This is a genomic window from Desulfoprunum benzoelyticum, from assembly GCF_014201505.1.
GTDB lineage: Bacteria > Desulfobacterota > Desulfobulbia > Desulfobulbales > Desulfocapsaceae > Desulfoprunum > Desulfoprunum benzoelyticum.
In genome coordinates this window covers 155,113-172,124 of the sequence record NZ_JACHEO010000004.1, presented here as the reverse complement: position 1 = coordinate 172,124, position 17,012 = coordinate 155,113, and the positions used below count along the sequence as shown (strand labels likewise).

Below are 17,012 nucleotides of genomic sequence, written 5' to 3'. Positions count from 1 at the left end.
ATACAATGGTTGATCGGTTAACCTATATAGCCTTACAAACTCAGCCGGTCCCGCAGCGCCTGCTCAAGCTGGCTGAAGTTCGATGGTAATCAGAAACTTCAATGTTTTTTCCCCGAGTTGCGCCTGGATGATATCACCAAGGTAAATACCCATCCTGGTGGCGGGAAGGTTGCCGGCATCGATGGCCCGTGCCATCCGTTCCACGGCCGTGACGACACGGTTGCACATTTCCACCCGCCCTTCATCGGCACGCCTGTCAAAGATCACCAGCGCCCCATCGCCTGCCAGCGGTTCGATCTCGATTGGATCTTCGTCATCGACGACGATGATGTCCCGTATAGCAAGATGGTATGCAATCATGAAATCCCGGATTTCTTCCGGTTTCATGGCGGACGTCCGGACGGAATACTGCACCATATCGGTAAGCAGGATCACGACCTCTTTCTTCGGATCGTGGTCGGGATGTAAACTGTCGTGCCACGGATCGGTCATCGCCGCCGATTACCCCTTGCGTGGTTGAGCTGAGAAGATCATCCTTCTACCTGGTCGCTGACAATCATCATTGTTTGAGAAATAGATACCGATGCCGTAATTCCGGATAATCCAAAATTATAACTTTTAAAATCAATACAATGGACCACCTATCCTCTATAAAATCATCCCCTTGGCGAGTTGTTTCAGCCGATCAGTCCGATAACGACAATTGCGGCCAGGACAGCCAGCAGGACGAGAGCAACTCTGGTGTAGACGGCTTGATTCTCTTGATGGTTATGTGAGGAATCACTCATATCAGACCTCTTTTTATGTTGAATTATAGTGGGTTACACGGTCATCACAACTACCCTTCCGGTGGTGGCGATAGTCCCGCGTCGCCATATTCAGGAATTCACTGCCGCTTCGAGGTAGAACCAGGCCGTTTCGAGATAGCTGCTGAAGCTTTTCGAGCCGCTCTCCCGGCCATTTGAAACAAGACGACCGTTCCCCTTATTCGAATATGATTTCCAGGAGTTCTTGGAGGTTGGCGACACCAACTGTCTCGATTTGTCCCGACCGGGAACACCGCTCCCAATTGCTCCGCGGCATGATGAAACGGGTGAAGCCAAGACGTTCCGCCTCCCGCAGACGGATATCTATCTGTCCGACCGCCCGAATTTCACCGGCCAGACCGACCTCACCGCAGACCACCGTGGCGGAAGACAACGGTCGTTCGCGCAGACTGGAGGCCAGGGCGCAGATCACTCCCAGATCCAGAGCCGGTTCATCAATGCGTATTCCTCCGGCAATATTAAGAAAAATATCATGCCCATACATTACCAGTCCAGCTTTTTTCTCAAGCACGGCACAGAGCAAGGCAAGGCGCTGGGGATCGGCGCCGATCGCCGTTCTCCTCGCCGTGCCTAAATTGGTCGGACTCACCAGGGCCTGAACCTCGACCAGGATCGGCCGCGTCCCTTCGACACTGGGAAGAACGACCGAACCGGGTTCATCGAGGGGGCGCTCGGCAAGAAAGATTTCCGAGGGGTTGCTGACCTGAACCAGCCCCTCTTCCTTCATTTCAAAGACCCCGATCTCATTGGTCGAGCCGAAACGGTTTTTCACCGTCCGCAGGATGCGGAAGGCGTGACTGCGATCGCCTTCGAACGAGAGGACCGTGTCGACCATATGTTCGAGGACCTTGGGACCGGCCAGGGATCCTTCCTTGGTTACATGACCAACCAGTATCACAGGAATATTTTGCCGTTTGGCCATGCCAAGGAGCCGATAGGCAGTCTCCCGGACCTGGCCGACCGATCCTGGGCCGGAGGTGAGATCAGCACAGGTCATGGTCTGGATCGAATCGACGGCGAGCAGGGCCGGCCGCATCTTTTCGGTCAGCGCCATGATCTCCTCGACCTCGGTTCCTGTCGCCAGGTATTCGTCCTCGTGAATAGCCAGCAGTCGCCGCGCCCGCATCTTGATCTGGCTGGCCGACTCCTCGCCGGAGACATAGAGAACCTTCCGTCTGCAGCTCGCAGCAACAGCCGCCAGGATATGGAGGATGAGGGTCGATTTGCCTATTCCCGGCTCGCCGCCAATGAGAATGACCGACCCCGGGACTATGCCTCCGCCCAGCACCCGATCGAGTTCGACCATGCCGGTGGCGATCCGTTCCTCATCGCTGTCGGGAGCATCGGCGAGGAGAATAGCCGGCAGGGAACCACCACTCCTGCTACGCGGTTGCGGCGCCGTCTCTTCGACGAGGGTCTCCCAGCCGCCGCAATCAGGGCAACGGCCGAGCCACTTGATACTCTGGTAGCCACACTGCTGACAGATATAACGATTGGCTGATTTTTTTCTTGGTATTGCCGTCATGAACAGAGTGTATACCAGCGCTGGGCAAAAGTCATTAGCTGCTCTTTACTCCAAGCACAAATGCGCTATGGTGTAGGGAGTTTTCCTGCGAACACCGTATTCCCAATTACAAAGACTTCTGTGTTGTTCAAGAGCAAACGACCATCATGCCATCTCCATCGACCTCCACCAGGCTACATTTCTCCCCACCGACGGGATGGATACCGCTCTCGCGGTCGGTCTCCCTGATGTTCAAAACAAAGCGTTTGCTCGGATACAGTATTGTCCTCTTCGCCGTGACCATCGCCCTGACCTGGTTCGGGTACATGGTCACCACCAACTATGCCGACACCTTTATCAGCGGCTATTTCAACAGTCCGCCGGTCGCTGAAGGTATCTGGGGATGGATCAAACACTCCGGATGGGTAACCGGTAAATGGTTTTTGCTCGTTATCTCCCGGATATTCGCCTTCTATCTCTCGTTTCTTTTTTCCTACTCGCTGACAACCCCCGGCTACGTCCTGCTCAGTACCGCCACCGAAAAGGTGCAGTTAGGAAAACACTTCGATCCTGATGATGGTTTTTCCCTGCGCGGCGCACTTATCGACCTTGTCGAGGGGATCAAGATCGGCCTGTATGGTGTCCTGGTCGCCTTCGTCGCCCTGCTCGTCAACTTCATCCCGGTCATAGGCCAGGTTGTCGTTTTCCTGCTCTACACCTATTATTCTGCCCTGATGTTCATCGACTATCCTGCCTCCAGACGACGCTGGACACTGAGTCGCAAGATCGGCTGGATTTCAGCCAACCGGGTAGTCTCCTTCAGGCTCGGTTTTGTCCCCGCCGTGCTCAGTATGGTACCTTTTCTCAATATCTTTCTGCTGGCGTTACTTTTTCCCATACTCACCATTCACGCCACCTTGAACTTCACCAGCATCCAGCCGCACAACGACGGCACACAATAAGGAAGTCTTATGGGCACTGAAATCGAACGAAAATTTCTGCTGGCCAACGACGATTGGCGGGGACTGGCCGAAGGCAAACCGTACTGTCAGGGATACATCTGTTCGGGAGCACCCGGGACAGTCCGGATACGGATCATCGGCGAAAACGGGTTTCTCACGATCAAGGGCCCGACCCGGGGGCTGGTGCGGGCCGAATACGAATACCAGATTCCCGTTGCGGATGCCAGGGAGATCCTTGCAAATCTATGTAGTCGCCCTCTTATCGAGAAAATCCGTTATACGATGAACTTCGCCGGCTCGATATGGGAGATCGACGAATTCAAAAAGGAAAACGACGGTCTTTTGATCGCCGAAATCGAACTGGAAAATCCGCACCAACAGTTTGTCATGCCGCCGTGGGTCGGCAGAGAAGTCAGTGACGATCCGCGTTACCGGAACTCCTCCCTCGTCATCAACCCATACAGCACCTGGGGTAAGAAGTAAGTCTCCACTTCTTTCCCCTTCACACCAGTTCCGCCAGCACCGTGTTGGCCACTCTACGCCCGTAGTCGGTCAGGCGAAGATGTGTCGGGCTCAGTTCGACAAGTCCACCGTCCTGAAGTCTGTCCAGCAGACCACCATAACAGTCCTGTACATCCATGCCGTACCGGGCAACCAGGTCGGCTCGGGATATCCCGGTCAGCATACGCATACCGATGACGACGCTTTCCCTGAAAGAGGTTTCTCGATCCAGATTCTCCTCTTCGATCACCGGACTTCTACCGTTTTCAACCATACGGCAGTATGCAACCGGGTCTTCAGTTCTCCTCTGCCGTCGACCAGAAATGCAGCTGACCGCACCCGATCCGACGGCATAATAGTCTCCGTTCCGCCAGTAATTGATATTATGGCGACATTCTCTGCCCGGCCGTGCAAAATTCGAAATCTCATAGTGCCGCAATCCGGCCGAGCGACATACCTCCACCGTCATCTCATCCATCATCTCAATATCCTCTTCGCCCGGAAGGTCCAAATCCCCCCTTTCCATCATTTCCGCAAAAGGAGTGCCATCCTCGATGGTCAATTGGTAGCAGGACAGGTGTTGAGGGACGTAGCTCAATGATTCCTCCAGGGTCTGCCGCCAGGTTGCAGGCGACTGTCCGGGGACCCCATAGATGAGATCGATGCTGAGGTTGTCGAACCCTGCCGCTTTCGCCGCCATGACCGCCTGTCTCGCAACACCAGTCCTGTACCGACGGCCGAGTTTACCGAGCTCCGAATCATTGAAAGATTGGATTCCTAGTGATATCCGGTTGATACCGGCCTGGCGCAGCCGCGCGAGACTCTCCCTGGTGACTGTCCCGGGATTGGCCTCGATCGATATCTCCGCCTCTGCCGCCAGAGAAAACTTTTTCCTGATTGCGTCGAACAGTGGAATCAGCAACTCCGTCGGCAGAATCGTCGGCGTTCCACCGCCTGCAAACACCGTTTCGATCGGCGTCTCCTGTTCCTGTCGAACCAACGTGGCCAATTCCGATTCCACGGCCCTGGCATAGCGAGGCATGACCTGTTCCATTCCGGGAAAGGAGACGAAAGAGCAGTACGGGCACTTGCTCGAACAGAAGGGGATGTGAAGGTAAAGGCCGGCCATGAACCTGTTATGCCAGTGACGTGAGAAGGACTGAGCTCTCGTCCTTAATACTTGACATCAGGCCATTATCGGCAAAGCTGAAATAGCCGTCGCCGATGATCATATGATCCAGCAACTGGATCTGGAGCCATGAACAGATGATGAACAGCGTTCGGGTCAGATGGAGATCCTGGGGAGATGGCTTGAGTGCGCCGGAAGGGTGGTTGTGAGCGATGATCAGGGCGGCGGCGTGGAGGGCGATCGCTCTCGCAATCAGTTCACGGGGATAGACGGTATTGACATTGATGGTGCCTTCGGCGATGACCTCCGTGTCGATTATGGCGTGCGACGAATCGAGGAAGATGGCCATGAAGACCTCTTTTTTCAGGCCTCGCAGGGCATGCTGCAGATAATCGGTGACTTCCCGCGATGAATGCACATAGCGTTTGCCCCGCAACCGTTCCCGGAGATAGCGACGGGCCACCGCATGAACAAAGTGCAGGGCGATGCTGTTTTTCGGGCCGACGCCATCGACCTTCTGCAGCCCTTTGACGGGAGCCTCCAGAACCGCCGCCAGGCTGCCGAACAATGCCAGCAGGGCCCGTGCCTGTTCCTTGCAGTCTGATCGGGGCGTACCAAAAGTCAAGAGCAGTTCGAGTACCTCAGCATCGGTAAATCCATCCAGCCCCCTCTCCAGAAACCGGTCCCGCAGCCTTCCCCTATGTCCTTCGCCTTTTTGCTGCCAGAGCTCCTTTTCCACTACTGTTGCTCGTCACCAAATATCGCCTTACGGAACAATTCATTGGCCATTGCCGGATTGGCCTTGCCCTTCATTTGTTTCATCAGCTGCCCGACAAAAAATCCCATCAACTTTTCCTTGCCTTCACGCAATTCCCTGGCTTGATCAGGATGCTGCTCGAGGAGCTGCTGCACGACGGTCATGATTTCCCCGACATCGGAAACCTGAACGAGATTTTTTTCCCGAACAATGATCTCAGGATCCTTGCCGGTCTCGAACATGATCTGAAACACCGTCTTCGCAATCTTACCGCTGATAGTTCCTTTCTCGATCAGCAGAAGGAGTTGTGCCAGCTGCTGGGCGCTTATCCGGCACGTGCCGATGGCTTCCCCCTTCAACTCGCGCATCAGTTCGGTCATGATCCAGTTCGAGACCTTTTTTGGATCCGCTCCGGAATTGACCGCCAGCTCGAAATAATCCGCCAGCTCACGCTCGCCCGTCAGAATTCCGGCATCATAGAGCGGCAGCCCATATTCGGCGATGAATCTTTTTTTCCTGGCGTCGGGCAGTTCCGGCAGGGTGGCACGGATCGCCTCGATCCACTCGTCGTCGAGTTCGACCGGCACCAGGTCGGGGCAGGGGAAATAACGGTAATCGTGGGCATCCTCCTTGCCCCGCATCGGCTCAGTTCTTCCAGTATCTGGATTCCACAGCAGCGTCTGTTGCACCACCTTGCCGCCGTCAAGAAGAAGGTCCCGCTGTCGCCGGATTTCATATTCCAGCGCCGCCTGGACATTACGGAACGAGTTCATGTTCTTTAACTCGGTCCGGGTTCCAAATTCCTTTTGACCGACCGGTCGCAGGGAAATGTTGGCATCGCAGCGGAAACTTCCTTCCTGCATGTTGCCATCACAGATATCGAGATAACGCAGGATGGCATGAATTTTTTTCAGATAGGCCGTTGCTTCCTGCGGTGACCGCATATCCGGTTCCGAGACAATTTCGAGGAGCGGGGTTCCGGTACGGTTCAGGTCGACATACGATACCGGTTCACGCTCATCATGAACGAGTTTGCCGGCATCCTCTTCCATATGCATCCGGGTAATGCCTATAATCCTGGTCGCACCATCGACCTCAATCTCCACCTGGCCGTGCTCGATAATCGGCTTGTCGTACTGCGAGGTCTGATAGCCCTTGGGCAGGTCGGGGTAGAAATAATTCTTGCGGGCAAACTGGTTTGACCGGTTGATCGTTGCCTCGGTCGCAAGTCCCATCCGGATGGCGAATTCCACCACTTTTCTATTGAGAACCGGCAGGACTCCCGGCATTCCCTGGCATACAGGACAGGTATGGGTATTCGGGGGTGCTCCAAACTCGGTGGAACATCCACAGAAGATCTTCGACGCCGTTTTCAGCTGGGCATGTATTTCAAGCCCGATGACAGTTTCAAACTCCATGATTATCCGTTACGTATTATGAAACAATGTGTCGATTATCGACTACCCAGGTGCGAACTTTTTCCAGTTCACCGCTCCATTCATCGCTGGTCCGCCTCTCAAGGAATTGACGGAACAGGGCATTGACCGTCTGGACGAGGTCCTCGTAAAGAAAAAGCCTCTCCAAAATCATGCCTTCGACTTCCTCACGGCTCCCACTCTCTTCAGATTCCGTCCCCGCCGTTTTAGGTAATCTGACATTTCGAAACTCCATGAGCCCGGCTGCAAGTGTGAAATTGTATTCATGATCGTCTTTGACAATCCTGACTCTCGCCTGCTCGAGCTTTTTCCCTACCTGCAACCCGGTACGCGCCTCCTGTAGTTCGGCCTTCAACCCACTGCAGATCAACTTTTCGGCCGACTCTCCTTCGCCATATTCAAGAAGCATATGCTTTTCAAAGGCAACAACGATATCGCCATACTCCGGGATCTCGACACTGCCGCCGCGTTCTTCACTTCTCCACCACAGCCAGGTGAGAAATTCCTGTCCAATAAAACGTTTCTCTTCGATAAGATCGACTAAATCCAAAATACACCCCGCTTTTGACTAAAATTCAACCATCAGGTGATTATAAAAATAATGCAGGAGAAAGGGATGGAAGTTTTTCCGACAATCGACCAGGAAGAAGCTGTTCCGCGATTGTGTACGGCGTTTGCTGGCGAAGGAGCAAGCCAAAACTCTCCTTGAAAAAATCTTCCAACACCGTTTGCGCTTTTTTACTGGTCGAAAAAAAGAAGAGCGTCGAATCTGCTAGATTCCAGCACACGTCATACACGGCAGGAAGAGGGATTGCTTTTCGCATCTGCTCGGTTTTGATTCGCTCGCGGATTTCAACCTTCATTGTACGGCTGATTTTCGGGATTTGTTTTTCTCGTTTTACCCGCTCCTCTTCTTTCTGGGTAAGTTTCTTGAGTATCGCCGACGAGACCTTTCGTTCATCGATCCGAAGAGCGAGTACAACGTAGTCTCCACAAAGGTGTGATGAATAGTTAAATGCCGAATCAAACATATTCATTACCGACACCCAACCAATGGAATATTCATCGTAACTGTCATCAATATCGCGAAAGGAGAAGGAGGAAACCCGTTCAGCGATAAAATCCATGGGGGAGGGCGGTAAATCACCTTCGACTCGAAAACGGACAAAACTTGCTGTTCCTTTTAAAAATCCCATTTGCTACCAGTCTATCCTCTTGTTCAGCTGAAATTTATCTGATTGAAAATGAATTGATGTACCACTAACAACGATGCAGGTTGACACCTATCATATAACACCGATGTGGAGGCGACAACGTATTAGTGCAGGAAAGATATTTCCATTCCAGCTTCAATCACGGCAAGGCTAATCATCTAATACGCCAGAAAGAATCCAGCTTGACTAAAGCAAACGCTGATGATAGAAACAATGCAATTGTATTTTTTTATATTGACATGTGAATAATGGCTTTGTATAAGATTGCACTTTGCAGGGTCGTTAACTCAGTCGGTAGAGTATCTGCCTTTTAAGCAGAGAGTCGCGCGTTCAAGTCGCGCACGACCCACCATCACAGACGAGTCCCCATCGTCTAGTCAGGTCCAGGACACCGGCCTTTCACGCCGGCAACACCGGTTCAAATCCGGTTGGGGACGCCAATATAAAGGCCCGCTGATTCAATGAATCAGCGGGCCTTTTCTTTTTTAATACCAGGCATAGCCCATAGGTCGTCTTTCAGCGACACTCGAATTTCGATGGCAATAAAAGAAGCGGAAATTGTGATTGAAATATCAGTGATCACTGCTGAGGAGGGTAACGACCGGAAATCGCAAGAGCAGGCGATGGTGTATCAAACATCTCGATATGCTAAAAACCTTGCTGGACGAAAGCGAAACGTGACTGATGGAAGAGGTGTCATTCGCTGCAACTGAGATTGGTTTCAGTTTACAGACCAACGCAGACGTTTTCAATGTGCTTTGTAATCCACAGCATATAAATCTGTGCTGTGTACACGGGAGGGGATGGAAGGAGGCGGGAGGAACCTCGCCGCCTCCTTCCTGATTCTCAAACTATCAGAACCTGATCACACAGCGCTCGACAACGATCAGCGCCGGCCTACTGCAGCACCCACTGGCCATAATCATCGCGGCATGCCGTAGAATATGTCGTTTCCCTCCGTCCGTCTATAACAGCCTGAATCTCTGCTCTTCTGCACGTACCACGGGGCCCCTGGACGGCGGGTTGCGGTGTGACAGAGTACCTGTTGCCACTATCAGGATTGTGCCAGGCACTCGGCTGGCCAGAGACACCGGTCTCGTACACGTTGTTGAGTTGCTGACGATCGAATTTGTCCATTTCATTGCCAACGATATAGCCAAGCATCGTTCCAACCGCCATACCGATCAGCGTTGCCTCCGTACTCTTTCCAATCGCTTGACCGACAACCGCCCCTCCTGCCGCGCCCATACCAGCGCCAGCCTGTCCTTTGGTAAGTTGTCCACCACAGGACGATAGTGCAAAAATAGACAACGCCAGAACAACAGCCATTCGTTTCATCGTACGCCTCCTCTTTTTAAAAATTTATCCGTGATAATCATCAAGACGGATATCCAGCTCAGATACAACATCCGATCATTATTAATCATAATACACTTGTTCTCTCCGCGACAACTGTCAAGACGATATTTTTTTAGTTCGAACATTGACACCCTCATGCCCAACTGCATCAACGACCTTTTTAAAAACATACCATTTCTGACAGCTTTCTTTTTTTTCAGGATAATCGATAATGTAATGAAGACCTCTCGATTCCTTTCTCTTCAAAGAAGCCATAATGATAAGCGAGGCAATAAGCGCAATATTTCTCAACTCGATCATATTCGGCGTTACCCGATAATCCTGATAATGCTGTTCAATCTCCTGCTGTATTTCAGCAATCCGTTTCTGTGCCAGAAGCAGTCGTTTTTTTCTTCTTACAATCCCGACATAGTTCCACATCGTTCTTCTGATAATATCCCAGTTGTGGTTTATCAGTATTTCTTCATCAAGGCTGGTAGCATTTCCAGATTTCCACAAATCGATATCTGTTTTTTTGTTCGCTTTGATCTTGGAAAGTTCTTTTTCGCAGTAAAGGAAGGCCTTATTAGCGTAAACGACTGCCTCCAGAAGGGAATTGCTTGCCAATCTGTTTGCCCCATGCAATCCTGTACATGCAGTTTCGCCTAAGGCCATCAATCCGTCAATCGTTGTATTTCCCCACTCATCGGTCACCACACCACCACACTGATAATGGGCCGCCGGCACAACAGGTATTCGATCCTTGGTAATATCTATGCCGTATTCCTTACATTTGGCATAGATTCCCGGAAATCTCTTTCGAAGAAAACCAGCATCCTTATGGCTGATATCGAGAAAGACACAATCCTTTCCCGTTTTCTTCATCTCTTCGTCTATCGCTCTTGCCACAGTATCCCTGGTGGCGAGTTCCATCCGTTCCGGGTCATATTTATGCATGAATCGGTTACCGGATTCATCAACCAGTATTGCTCCTTCTCCACGTACTGCTTCAGAAATAAGAAAGTTTTTCGCATCCCTATGGTAGAGGCATGTTGGATGAAATTGAACAAATTCCATATTCGCAACTTCTGCCCCGGCCCTGAAGGCCATGGCAATGCCATCACCAGTCGAGATATCCGGGTTGCTTGTATAAAGGTACACCTTGCCTGCACCACCGGTACACAGTATCGTTCTTTTAGCCTGAAACGGCACGATGTCGTCGCCTTCTTGCTTTAGAACATAGGCGCCGACACATGTTTTGATCTTTCCCGTTTTCGATTTCGGCACAATGAGCAGATCAACACATATAGAATTCTCAAAAAGTTGAATATTCGGATTTTCTTTCACTTTTTCCAACAGAGCTCTTTCTATCTCTCTGCCGGTGAGATCGTGAGCGTGTACCACTCTTCTGCGCGAATGTCCGCCCTCTCGTCCAAGACTCAAGGGTGAGTCCTTGCTTCCTCCTTCCCTTACAAACTGAACACCAACCTCGATAAGATTTCGTACCTGTTCCGGACCATCACCTACAACCAAACGAACTATTCTCTCATCACATATGCCGGCTCCAGACTGCAATGTATCCTGAACATGGAGATCAAATGTATCCATAGTAGAGGTCACCGCGGCAATCCCACCTTGAGCCAGGTTGGTCGCCGTGTCATTTCCCTCTTTTTTTGTTATAATAACAACACTACCCAACCTTGAAGCCCGCAATGCAAACGAAAGCCCCGCAATACCACTGCCAACGATCAAAAAGTCACACTCCATATTCTTCACCGTGGTTGAATGTTTCACGTGAAACACACAAGCGAATGACCACTTTATATATTTGTTCGAAAATTGATTTAAAGTACCTTTCGAACCAGATCCCTACTAAAATCGAAACAAATGCCATCAAGATGTTTCAATTACCTGTTGTTTGAGTTCTCAAGATGGATTAATAGTAGCTTCAGTACACAATGGATAGTTATTTATGGGACGCTGTATGAATGTAAAACGGAAAATCATCGCAATTGCCAATCAAAAAGGTGGAGTTGGCAAGACCACAACCGCAATAAATCTAGCTGCCGCGCTGGCCTTAAAAAAGAAAAAGGTCCTCCTGATAGATTCAGACCCCCAGGGAAATGCTTCCAGCGGTTTAGGGGTTGTCGTTCCCAAAAACAGTCAACACCTGTACCATGCACTTACTGCTGGGGCCCACACAGAAACAATAATCCAGCAAACCGCTTTCAAAAACCTTGATCTCATCCCAACCAACATAGACCTGGTCGCAGCAGAAATTGAACTCGTTTCAATAAAACACCGTGAACAACAACTTGCGACGGTATTATCAAATCATCTCTGTGACAGTTATGATTATCTCTTCATCGATTGTCCACCATCGCTCGGACTTCTTACGATAAACGCCCTGACGGCGGCGGATTCAGTTCTCATTCCCATGCAGTGCGAATATTTTGCGATGGAAGGACTAGCCCAGTTAGTATCAACTATTAGGTCGGTCAAAAAATCCTTGAATCCCGATCTGTATATTGAGGGCTTATTGTTAACCATGTTCGACAAAAGAAACAAGCTCACCCATCAGGTAGCAGACGAAATTTCGAAACATTTTGCTCATCAGTTGTTTAAGACAGTTATCCCGAGAAATGTGCGGTTGAGTGAATCCCCAAGTCATGGGCAGACAATTTTCGCCTATGACAACCTTTCCACAGGGGCAAAATACTATACCGCACTCGCCAAAGAATTTCTTTCTCTACAGAGGAATTGAAACAGTGGCAAAACAAACCGGTTTGGGATTAGGGGCAAGTCTGCTCTTTGGCAAAGATCAGGAAGAGAAATATTTTCAATGTGATGTTGAAAATATTGTTCCGAACAAACATCAACCACGGACAGCGTTCAACGATCGTGAAATACAGGAGCTATCAGATTCAATCAAGGAAAACGGGGTTATTCAGCCCCTGATCGTCGCTCAATCCACCACTCAACCAGGTTTCTTTGAACTTATTGCCGGAGAACGTCGGCTCAGAGCATCCAAATTGGCTAACCTTTCAACCGTTCCGGTTGTAGTTCTCGAAGTTGAAGATGAACACTCACTTCTCGAAATGGCCTTGATTGAAAATATTCAACGAACCGACCTCAATCCCCTTGAAGAAGCAGAGGCATACAATAAGCTCATAGAAAAATTTGGATATACCCAGGAAGAAACGGCTCGACGAGTTGGAAAAAACAGGTCAACCATTACCAACATGCTGAGGTTATTGCATCTTCCTCAATTTGTCAAATCAGATATTATCGAAGGACTTCTCTCCGAAGGACATGGAAGGGCGTTATTAAAACTTATTGAAGACCCTCTCAAACTCAGAGAAATCCGGGATAGTATTATCAACAAAAATCTTTCCGTCAGGCAGACCGAACAACTCGTTCGCAATGTTTCGATCTCCTCTCGGTCAAAGACGAAGCAGAAAAACCTCAAGGAAAATGAAATTCCCGGTTCATACTGTACGACACTGACCAATCAACTGACAAATAAACTTCACTCCCGAACATCTATCGTTCAAAACGGAAACCGTGGAAAAATTGAAATAGAATACTATTCTCTTGATGACCTGGAACGTCTCATCACCCTCATCGTCAGTGCATGACGGGTTACTTTCACAAGGATAACTTAAGGCAAAAATGCGATTTCTTATACTTTATAGTCTCTTCGTTTTCATCATACTCAATCCCGCCAACTTAATGGCTGAAATGCTATCTGTAAAATCCCAAAAGCTGAACCTTCGATCCGGACCGGGTCAAAATTACAGTGTCAAATGTGTCTACAGTAAAGGATTTCCCCTTAAGGTTTTGAAAAAGAAAGGAGATTGGGCCCAGGTCAGAGATTTTCAAAACGAGGTTGGATGGGTATCAAAACAACTACTTGCCACGACACCTCATGCGATTGTCGCTGTAAATCAAGGGAAGAAGAGTAAAATCAATATCCGCTCAGGTCCCGGTACTAATTTCAAGGTTGTTGGACAGGCATATTATGGCGTAGTCTTTGCCGTTGTAGATAAAAAGGGGCAGTGGCGAAAAATACGACATCAGTCCGGCCTATCTGGATGGATTCAGCAGGATCTTCTCTGGGGAACCTGAAATCCAGATTGGAGTGGCTTTTTAACTAAAAACGCCAACTGTTTATCAACAGTTGGCGTTTTTATTATTCTTTGGCGGAGAGAGAGGGATTCGAACCCTCGGTGGGGTTTTACCCCCACACTCGCTTAGCAGGCGAGCACCATCGGCCAGCTCGGTCATCTCTCCATAGGTGGATGGCGGAGGGAGTAGGATTCGAACCCACGGTACTTTCGTACAACGGTTTTCAAGACCGCCGCCTTAAACCACTCGGCCATCCCTCCGAAAACATGTTTTTTTACCACCTTCATGTCGTCATGTCAACTCCACGAGTTAGAATTCTCCAAAACTCTATTTCACGTTTTTGTAATATCTGGTCGAAATATTTTTTATAATCTGGTAATTTTGAAAATATTTTCGGTTTTATTAAATTTAAATCCCATACGTTGCCATGTACGACAATTCAGAAATCTCTTCCAGACTGAAAGACCTCACTACTCTATATGAAATTACCAAAGAGCTCGCCTCGTCACAGGATCTGTCCGAAAGTCTAAAAAAGATCATGCATATATTGTCTTCCATGAAATCGATGGAAAATGGGACAGTGACCATCATCAATCCGATAACTGGAAAATTGGAAATTGAGGTTGCTCACGGATTATCAGAAGAAAAAAGATTGCGAGGTAAATATACCATCGGTGAGGGTATAACTGGCAGGGTTGTGGCTACCGGCCATCCGATTATCGTTCCTCAGATTGCCAAGGAACCTCTTTTTCTCAATAAAACTGGAGCCAGAGCCGATGCTATCGACCAACAGCGGTCTTTTCTCTGCGTACCAATCAAACACGGAGAACAGGTCATCGGCGCCCTCAGTATCGATCGATACTATGAAGGCGGTCTTACCGAACAAGCTAATACGGATCTTCAATTTCTTACTGTACTCAGTGGGCTGATTGCCGAAAGCGCTGTCCGTATCCAGATGGTTAACCAGGAAAAAGAAAGTCTGTACTCCGAAAATCTCAAATTAAAAAGAGAACTATCCGAAAAAAACCGTATAAACGATATCATCGGTAATTCCAGTAAGATGCAGGATGTTTACGAAATGATTCATCGCGTAGTAGATTCCAACGCCACGGTACTTCTGCGGGGAGAATCCGGAACAGGAAAGACTCTGGTTGCCAAAGCCCTCCACTACAATGGTAAACGAAAAGATAAACCTTTCGTTGTGGTGAACTGTTCGGCTCTACCGGAACCGCTTCTCGAAAGTGAATTATTCGGACACGAAAAAGGCGCATTCACCGGTGCAACCGAACGTAAAACAGGTAGGTTTGAACAGGCAGAAGGCGGAACACTGTTCCTTGATGAGATCGGTGAAATCAGCCACGCCGTCCAGGTAAAACTTTTACACGTTGTTCAGGAAAGAAATTTTCAGCGTCTGGGCTCCACTAAACTGATCAACTGTGATGTCCGTCTTGTTGCCGCGACCAACCGGGATCTGGAGAAAGCTGTCTCAGAAAATAAGTTTAGGGAAGATCTATATTACCGACTCAACGTCTTCCCCGTTTATCTGCCACCTCTGCGCGAGAGGAGAACGGATATTCTGCTCCTCGCCGAGTTTTTTCTCGAAAAATTTTCAAAAGAAAACAACAAGACCATCAAACGTATTTCAACATCGGCAATAGATCTGCTCGTTCAATACCATTGGCCGGGAAATGTCCGGGAACTTCAGAATTGTATGGAACGGGCCGTCCTTATCTGTGATGAAGACACCATCAAGTCGATTCATCTCCCGCCATCCCTGCAGACTGCAGACCCAAGAAGCAAAGGAAGTCCACTGTCACTTTCATCCGCGGTTGAAAATTTTGAGAAAGAACTCATTATTGAAGGGTTAAAGAAAAACAATGGCAATCAGACCAAAACAGCACAATATCTGAGTACGAGTCTGAGAATCATTAATTACAAAATTCATCAGTACAATATCGACCCGAAAAAATACAGGATCTGAAACATGACGAAACTCCTTCTTCATGTCTGCTGCGCCCCCTGTGCCGTATATCCGACCGATTTTCTGTTGATTCGTAATTATGATATAACGCTGTTTTTCTACAACCCCAACATCCATCCTTTTCGAGAATTTCAAAAAAGAAAGGAGTCTGTTGAAATTTTTGCAGAAAATCATAATTTACCTGTTCTTATCGATGTTCAGTATCGTTTGACTGAATTCATCAGATCCGTTGTTTTCAGAGAAAAATCGAGATGCTCTGTGTGTCAGCAAATGCGCATCAAGGAAACGGCGCTTTTTGCAAAGAACAACGGATTTGATGCGTTTTCCACAAGTCTGCTCTACAGCAAATATCAAAATCATGAGGAAATTCGACAACAATGTCTTGATCTTTCGAAATCATTGGGAATTCAGTTTTTTTACCATGATTTTCGTGAGGGCTGGAAGATTGGTATCGAATCTTCCATCGCTCAGGGGTTATACAGACAATCCTATTGCGGTTGTATTTACAGCGAACAGGATAGATACGATAAGAGTTTGAGAAAAAAAGGAAAAGATAATGGTGAACATGATCGTTCTGGCTACCAACAATAAGAAGAAAGTCGAGGAATTTCAGGAGATACTCAAAGGCTACAACATTGAATTGAAATGTGTTTCGGATTTCGGCCGTTTGCCTGAACCGGTTGAGGATGGCGATACTTTTGATGAAAACGCCTATAAGAAGGCCCTTCATTATGCGAAGGTCCTTGGTCTTCCAGCTATAGCCGATGACTCCGGACTTGTTGTGGAAGCACTCAATGGGGAACCTGGTGTCTATTCGGCCAGGTATGCTGGAGAGAATGCGACCGATGAAGAAAATTGTTATAAATTGCTAGAAAAAATGGAGGGAATAACAAATAGAAAAGCTGCTTTTCAATGTGTTCTTTCCATCGCTGTGCCGTCCGGTCCCGCTCTGACGTACGAGGGAAGCTGTCAAGGTGTCATAACCGAAACAATGCAGGGGAGTGGGGGATTTGGCTATGATCCGCTGTTCTTTTATCCGGAATTTGGGAAAACCTTCGCGGAAATGACAGCCGAGGAAAAAAACACGATAAGTCATCGCAGCAAGGCTCTTGCCGAGTTCGCCACCGAATTCGCAAAGGTCAGGATATGGATCGATCAAAGACTTGCTGAAGAAAAACCTCCAAAACCAGATCACAGCCAATTTGAGGACAACGATTGGTCGAGTTGATATGCTG

Annotated in this window: 18 protein-coding genes and 4 tRNA genes; 11 read left to right on the top strand and 11 right to left on the bottom strand. The window is 48.8% G+C overall.

The genetic code is table 11. The annotated features are described in order from the left end of the window. Positions 1–63: 63 nt before the first annotated feature. Both HNQ81_RS06080 and radA read right to left on the bottom strand, forming a co-directional pair. The gene (locus HNQ81_RS06080) at positions 64–492 is read right to left on the bottom strand and encodes a nucleotidyl cyclase domain-containing protein (protein ID WP_183349354.1); all 429 of its coding nucleotides are present in this window, start codon (positions 490–492) and stop codon (positions 64–66) included. A 492-nt stretch (positions 493–984) separates the two neighbouring features. After that, entirely contained in the window at positions 985–2,352 is a 1,368-nt protein-coding gene (gene radA / locus HNQ81_RS06075) for a DNA repair protein RadA (RefSeq protein ID WP_183349352.1), read from the bottom strand. Between the two features lie 146 nt (positions 2,353–2,498). On the opposite strand from radA, the gene HNQ81_RS06070 reads away from it, so the two are divergent. Next, a complete protein-coding gene (locus tag HNQ81_RS06070; RefSeq protein WP_183349350.1) occupies positions 2,499–3,293 on the top strand; it encodes an EI24 domain-containing protein in 795 nt (264 codons plus the stop codon). A gap of 9 nt (positions 3,294–3,302) precedes the next feature. Continuing rightward, on the top strand, positions 3,303–3,776 hold the full coding sequence (locus HNQ81_RS06065) for a CYTH domain-containing protein (protein ID WP_183349348.1): 474 nt from the start codon (positions 3,303–3,305) through the stop codon (positions 3,774–3,776). A gap of 19 nt (positions 3,777–3,795) precedes the next feature. Here the strand turns inward: HNQ81_RS06065 and hemW are convergent, their stop codons facing one another. The 5 genes from hemW to rdgC are packed head-to-tail and all read right to left on the bottom strand — an operon-like array spanning position 3,796 to position 8,312. After that, entirely contained in the window at positions 3,796–4,923 is a 1,128-nt protein-coding gene (hemW, locus tag HNQ81_RS06060; RefSeq protein WP_183349346.1) for a radical SAM family heme chaperone HemW, read from the bottom strand. Positions 4,924–4,930: 7 nt separating this feature from the next. Then, positions 4,931–5,662, bottom strand: a complete 732-nt coding sequence (gene radC / locus HNQ81_RS06055; RefSeq protein ID WP_183349344.1) for a RadC family protein — start codon at positions 5,660–5,662, stop codon at positions 4,931–4,933. Further along, positions 5,662–7,098, bottom strand: a complete 1,437-nt coding sequence (gene gatB / locus HNQ81_RS06050) for an Asp-tRNA(Asn)/Glu-tRNA(Gln) amidotransferase subunit GatB (protein WP_183349342.1) — start codon at positions 7,096–7,098, stop codon at positions 5,662–5,664. Before gatB ends, radC begins: the two co-directional genes overlap by 1 nt. A gap of 16 nt (positions 7,099–7,114) precedes the next feature. Then, on the bottom strand, positions 7,115–7,666 hold the full coding sequence (locus tag HNQ81_RS06045) for a hypothetical protein (RefSeq protein WP_183349340.1): 552 nt from the start codon (positions 7,664–7,666) through the stop codon (positions 7,115–7,117). Positions 7,667–7,706: 40 nt separating this feature from the next. Further along, complete coding sequence (rdgC, locus tag HNQ81_RS06040) at positions 7,707–8,312, bottom strand: recombination-associated protein RdgC (protein ID WP_183349338.1); 606 nt, start codon at positions 8,310–8,312, stop codon at positions 7,707–7,709. A gap of 294 nt (positions 8,313–8,606) precedes the next feature. On the opposite strand from rdgC, the gene HNQ81_RS06035 reads away from it, so the two are divergent. The 3 genes from HNQ81_RS06035 to HNQ81_RS06025 all read left to right on the top strand — a co-directional run bounded on the left by HNQ81_RS06035 (position 8,607) and on the right by HNQ81_RS06025 (position 9,043). Then, positions 8,607–8,682: transfer RNA gene (locus tag HNQ81_RS06035), tRNA-Lys, on the top strand. Positions 8,683–8,692: 10 nt separating this feature from the next. Next, a tRNA-Glu gene (locus HNQ81_RS06030) sits at positions 8,693–8,770 on the top strand. A gap of 96 nt (positions 8,771–8,866) precedes the next feature. Continuing rightward, a complete protein-coding gene (locus HNQ81_RS06025) occupies positions 8,867–9,043 on the top strand; it encodes a hypothetical protein (protein ID WP_183349336.1) in 177 nt (58 codons plus the stop codon). A gap of 184 nt (positions 9,044–9,227) precedes the next feature. On the opposite strand, the gene HNQ81_RS06020 is transcribed toward HNQ81_RS06025, so the two are convergent. Both HNQ81_RS06020 and nadB read right to left on the bottom strand, forming a co-directional pair. Next, positions 9,228–9,668 carry an RT0821/Lpp0805 family surface protein gene (locus HNQ81_RS06020; protein WP_183349334.1) on the bottom strand — a complete coding sequence of 147 codons (441 nt, stop codon included), beginning with the start codon at positions 9,666–9,668 and terminating at the stop codon, positions 9,228–9,230. Positions 9,669–9,785: 117 nt separating this feature from the next. Further along, the gene (nadB, locus tag HNQ81_RS06015) at positions 9,786–11,435 is read right to left on the bottom strand and encodes an L-aspartate oxidase (RefSeq protein ID WP_183349332.1); all 1,650 of its coding nucleotides are present in this window, start codon (positions 11,433–11,435) and stop codon (positions 9,786–9,788) included. A 217-nt stretch (positions 11,436–11,652) separates the two neighbouring features. Between nadB and HNQ81_RS06010 the strand changes: the two genes are divergently transcribed. The 3 genes from HNQ81_RS06010 to HNQ81_RS06000 all read left to right on the top strand — a co-directional run bounded on the left by HNQ81_RS06010 (position 11,653) and on the right by HNQ81_RS06000 (position 13,796). Beyond that, entirely contained in the window at positions 11,653–12,432 is a 780-nt protein-coding gene (locus tag HNQ81_RS06010; protein ID WP_183349330.1) for a ParA family protein, read from the top strand. Positions 12,433–12,436: 4 nt separating this feature from the next. Beyond that, entirely contained in the window at positions 12,437–13,306 is an 870-nt protein-coding gene (locus HNQ81_RS06005) for a ParB/RepB/Spo0J family partition protein (RefSeq protein ID WP_183349328.1), read from the top strand. A 94-nt stretch (positions 13,307–13,400) separates the two neighbouring features. After that, positions 13,401–13,796, top strand: a complete 396-nt coding sequence (locus tag HNQ81_RS06000; RefSeq protein WP_240191648.1) for an SH3 domain-containing protein — start codon at positions 13,401–13,403, stop codon at positions 13,794–13,796. 72 nt (positions 13,797–13,868) lie between these two features. Here HNQ81_RS06000 and HNQ81_RS05995 read toward each other — a convergent pair. Together HNQ81_RS05995 and HNQ81_RS05990 are read right to left on the bottom strand one after the other, a co-directional pair. Next, a tRNA-Ser gene (locus tag HNQ81_RS05995) sits at positions 13,869–13,961 on the bottom strand. A gap of 9 nt (positions 13,962–13,970) precedes the next feature. After that, a tRNA-Ser gene (locus HNQ81_RS05990) sits at positions 13,971–14,056 on the bottom strand. A 167-nt stretch (positions 14,057–14,223) separates the two neighbouring features. Between HNQ81_RS05990 and HNQ81_RS05985 the strand changes: the two genes are divergently transcribed. From HNQ81_RS05985 to HNQ81_RS05975, 3 genes are read left to right on the top strand one after another with little or no spacing between them, the layout of a single operon-like run. Further along, positions 14,224–15,777 (top strand): sigma-54 interaction domain-containing protein, encoded by a 1,554-nt coding sequence (locus HNQ81_RS05985; RefSeq protein ID WP_183349324.1) that lies wholly within the window; start codon positions 14,224–14,226, stop codon positions 15,775–15,777. Positions 15,778–15,780: 3 nt separating this feature from the next. Beyond that, positions 15,781–16,368, top strand: coding sequence for an epoxyqueuosine reductase QueH (locus tag HNQ81_RS05980; RefSeq protein WP_183349322.1), 588 nt, complete (start codon positions 15,781–15,783; stop codon positions 16,366–16,368). Then, positions 16,334–17,005 carry an XTP/dITP diphosphatase gene (locus tag HNQ81_RS05975; RefSeq protein WP_183349320.1) on the top strand — a complete coding sequence of 224 codons (672 nt, stop codon included), beginning with the start codon at positions 16,334–16,336 and terminating at the stop codon, positions 17,003–17,005. The genes HNQ81_RS05980 and HNQ81_RS05975 overlap by 35 nt, the downstream gene beginning before the upstream one ends. The last annotated feature ends 7 nt before the right edge of the window (positions 17,006–17,012 follow it).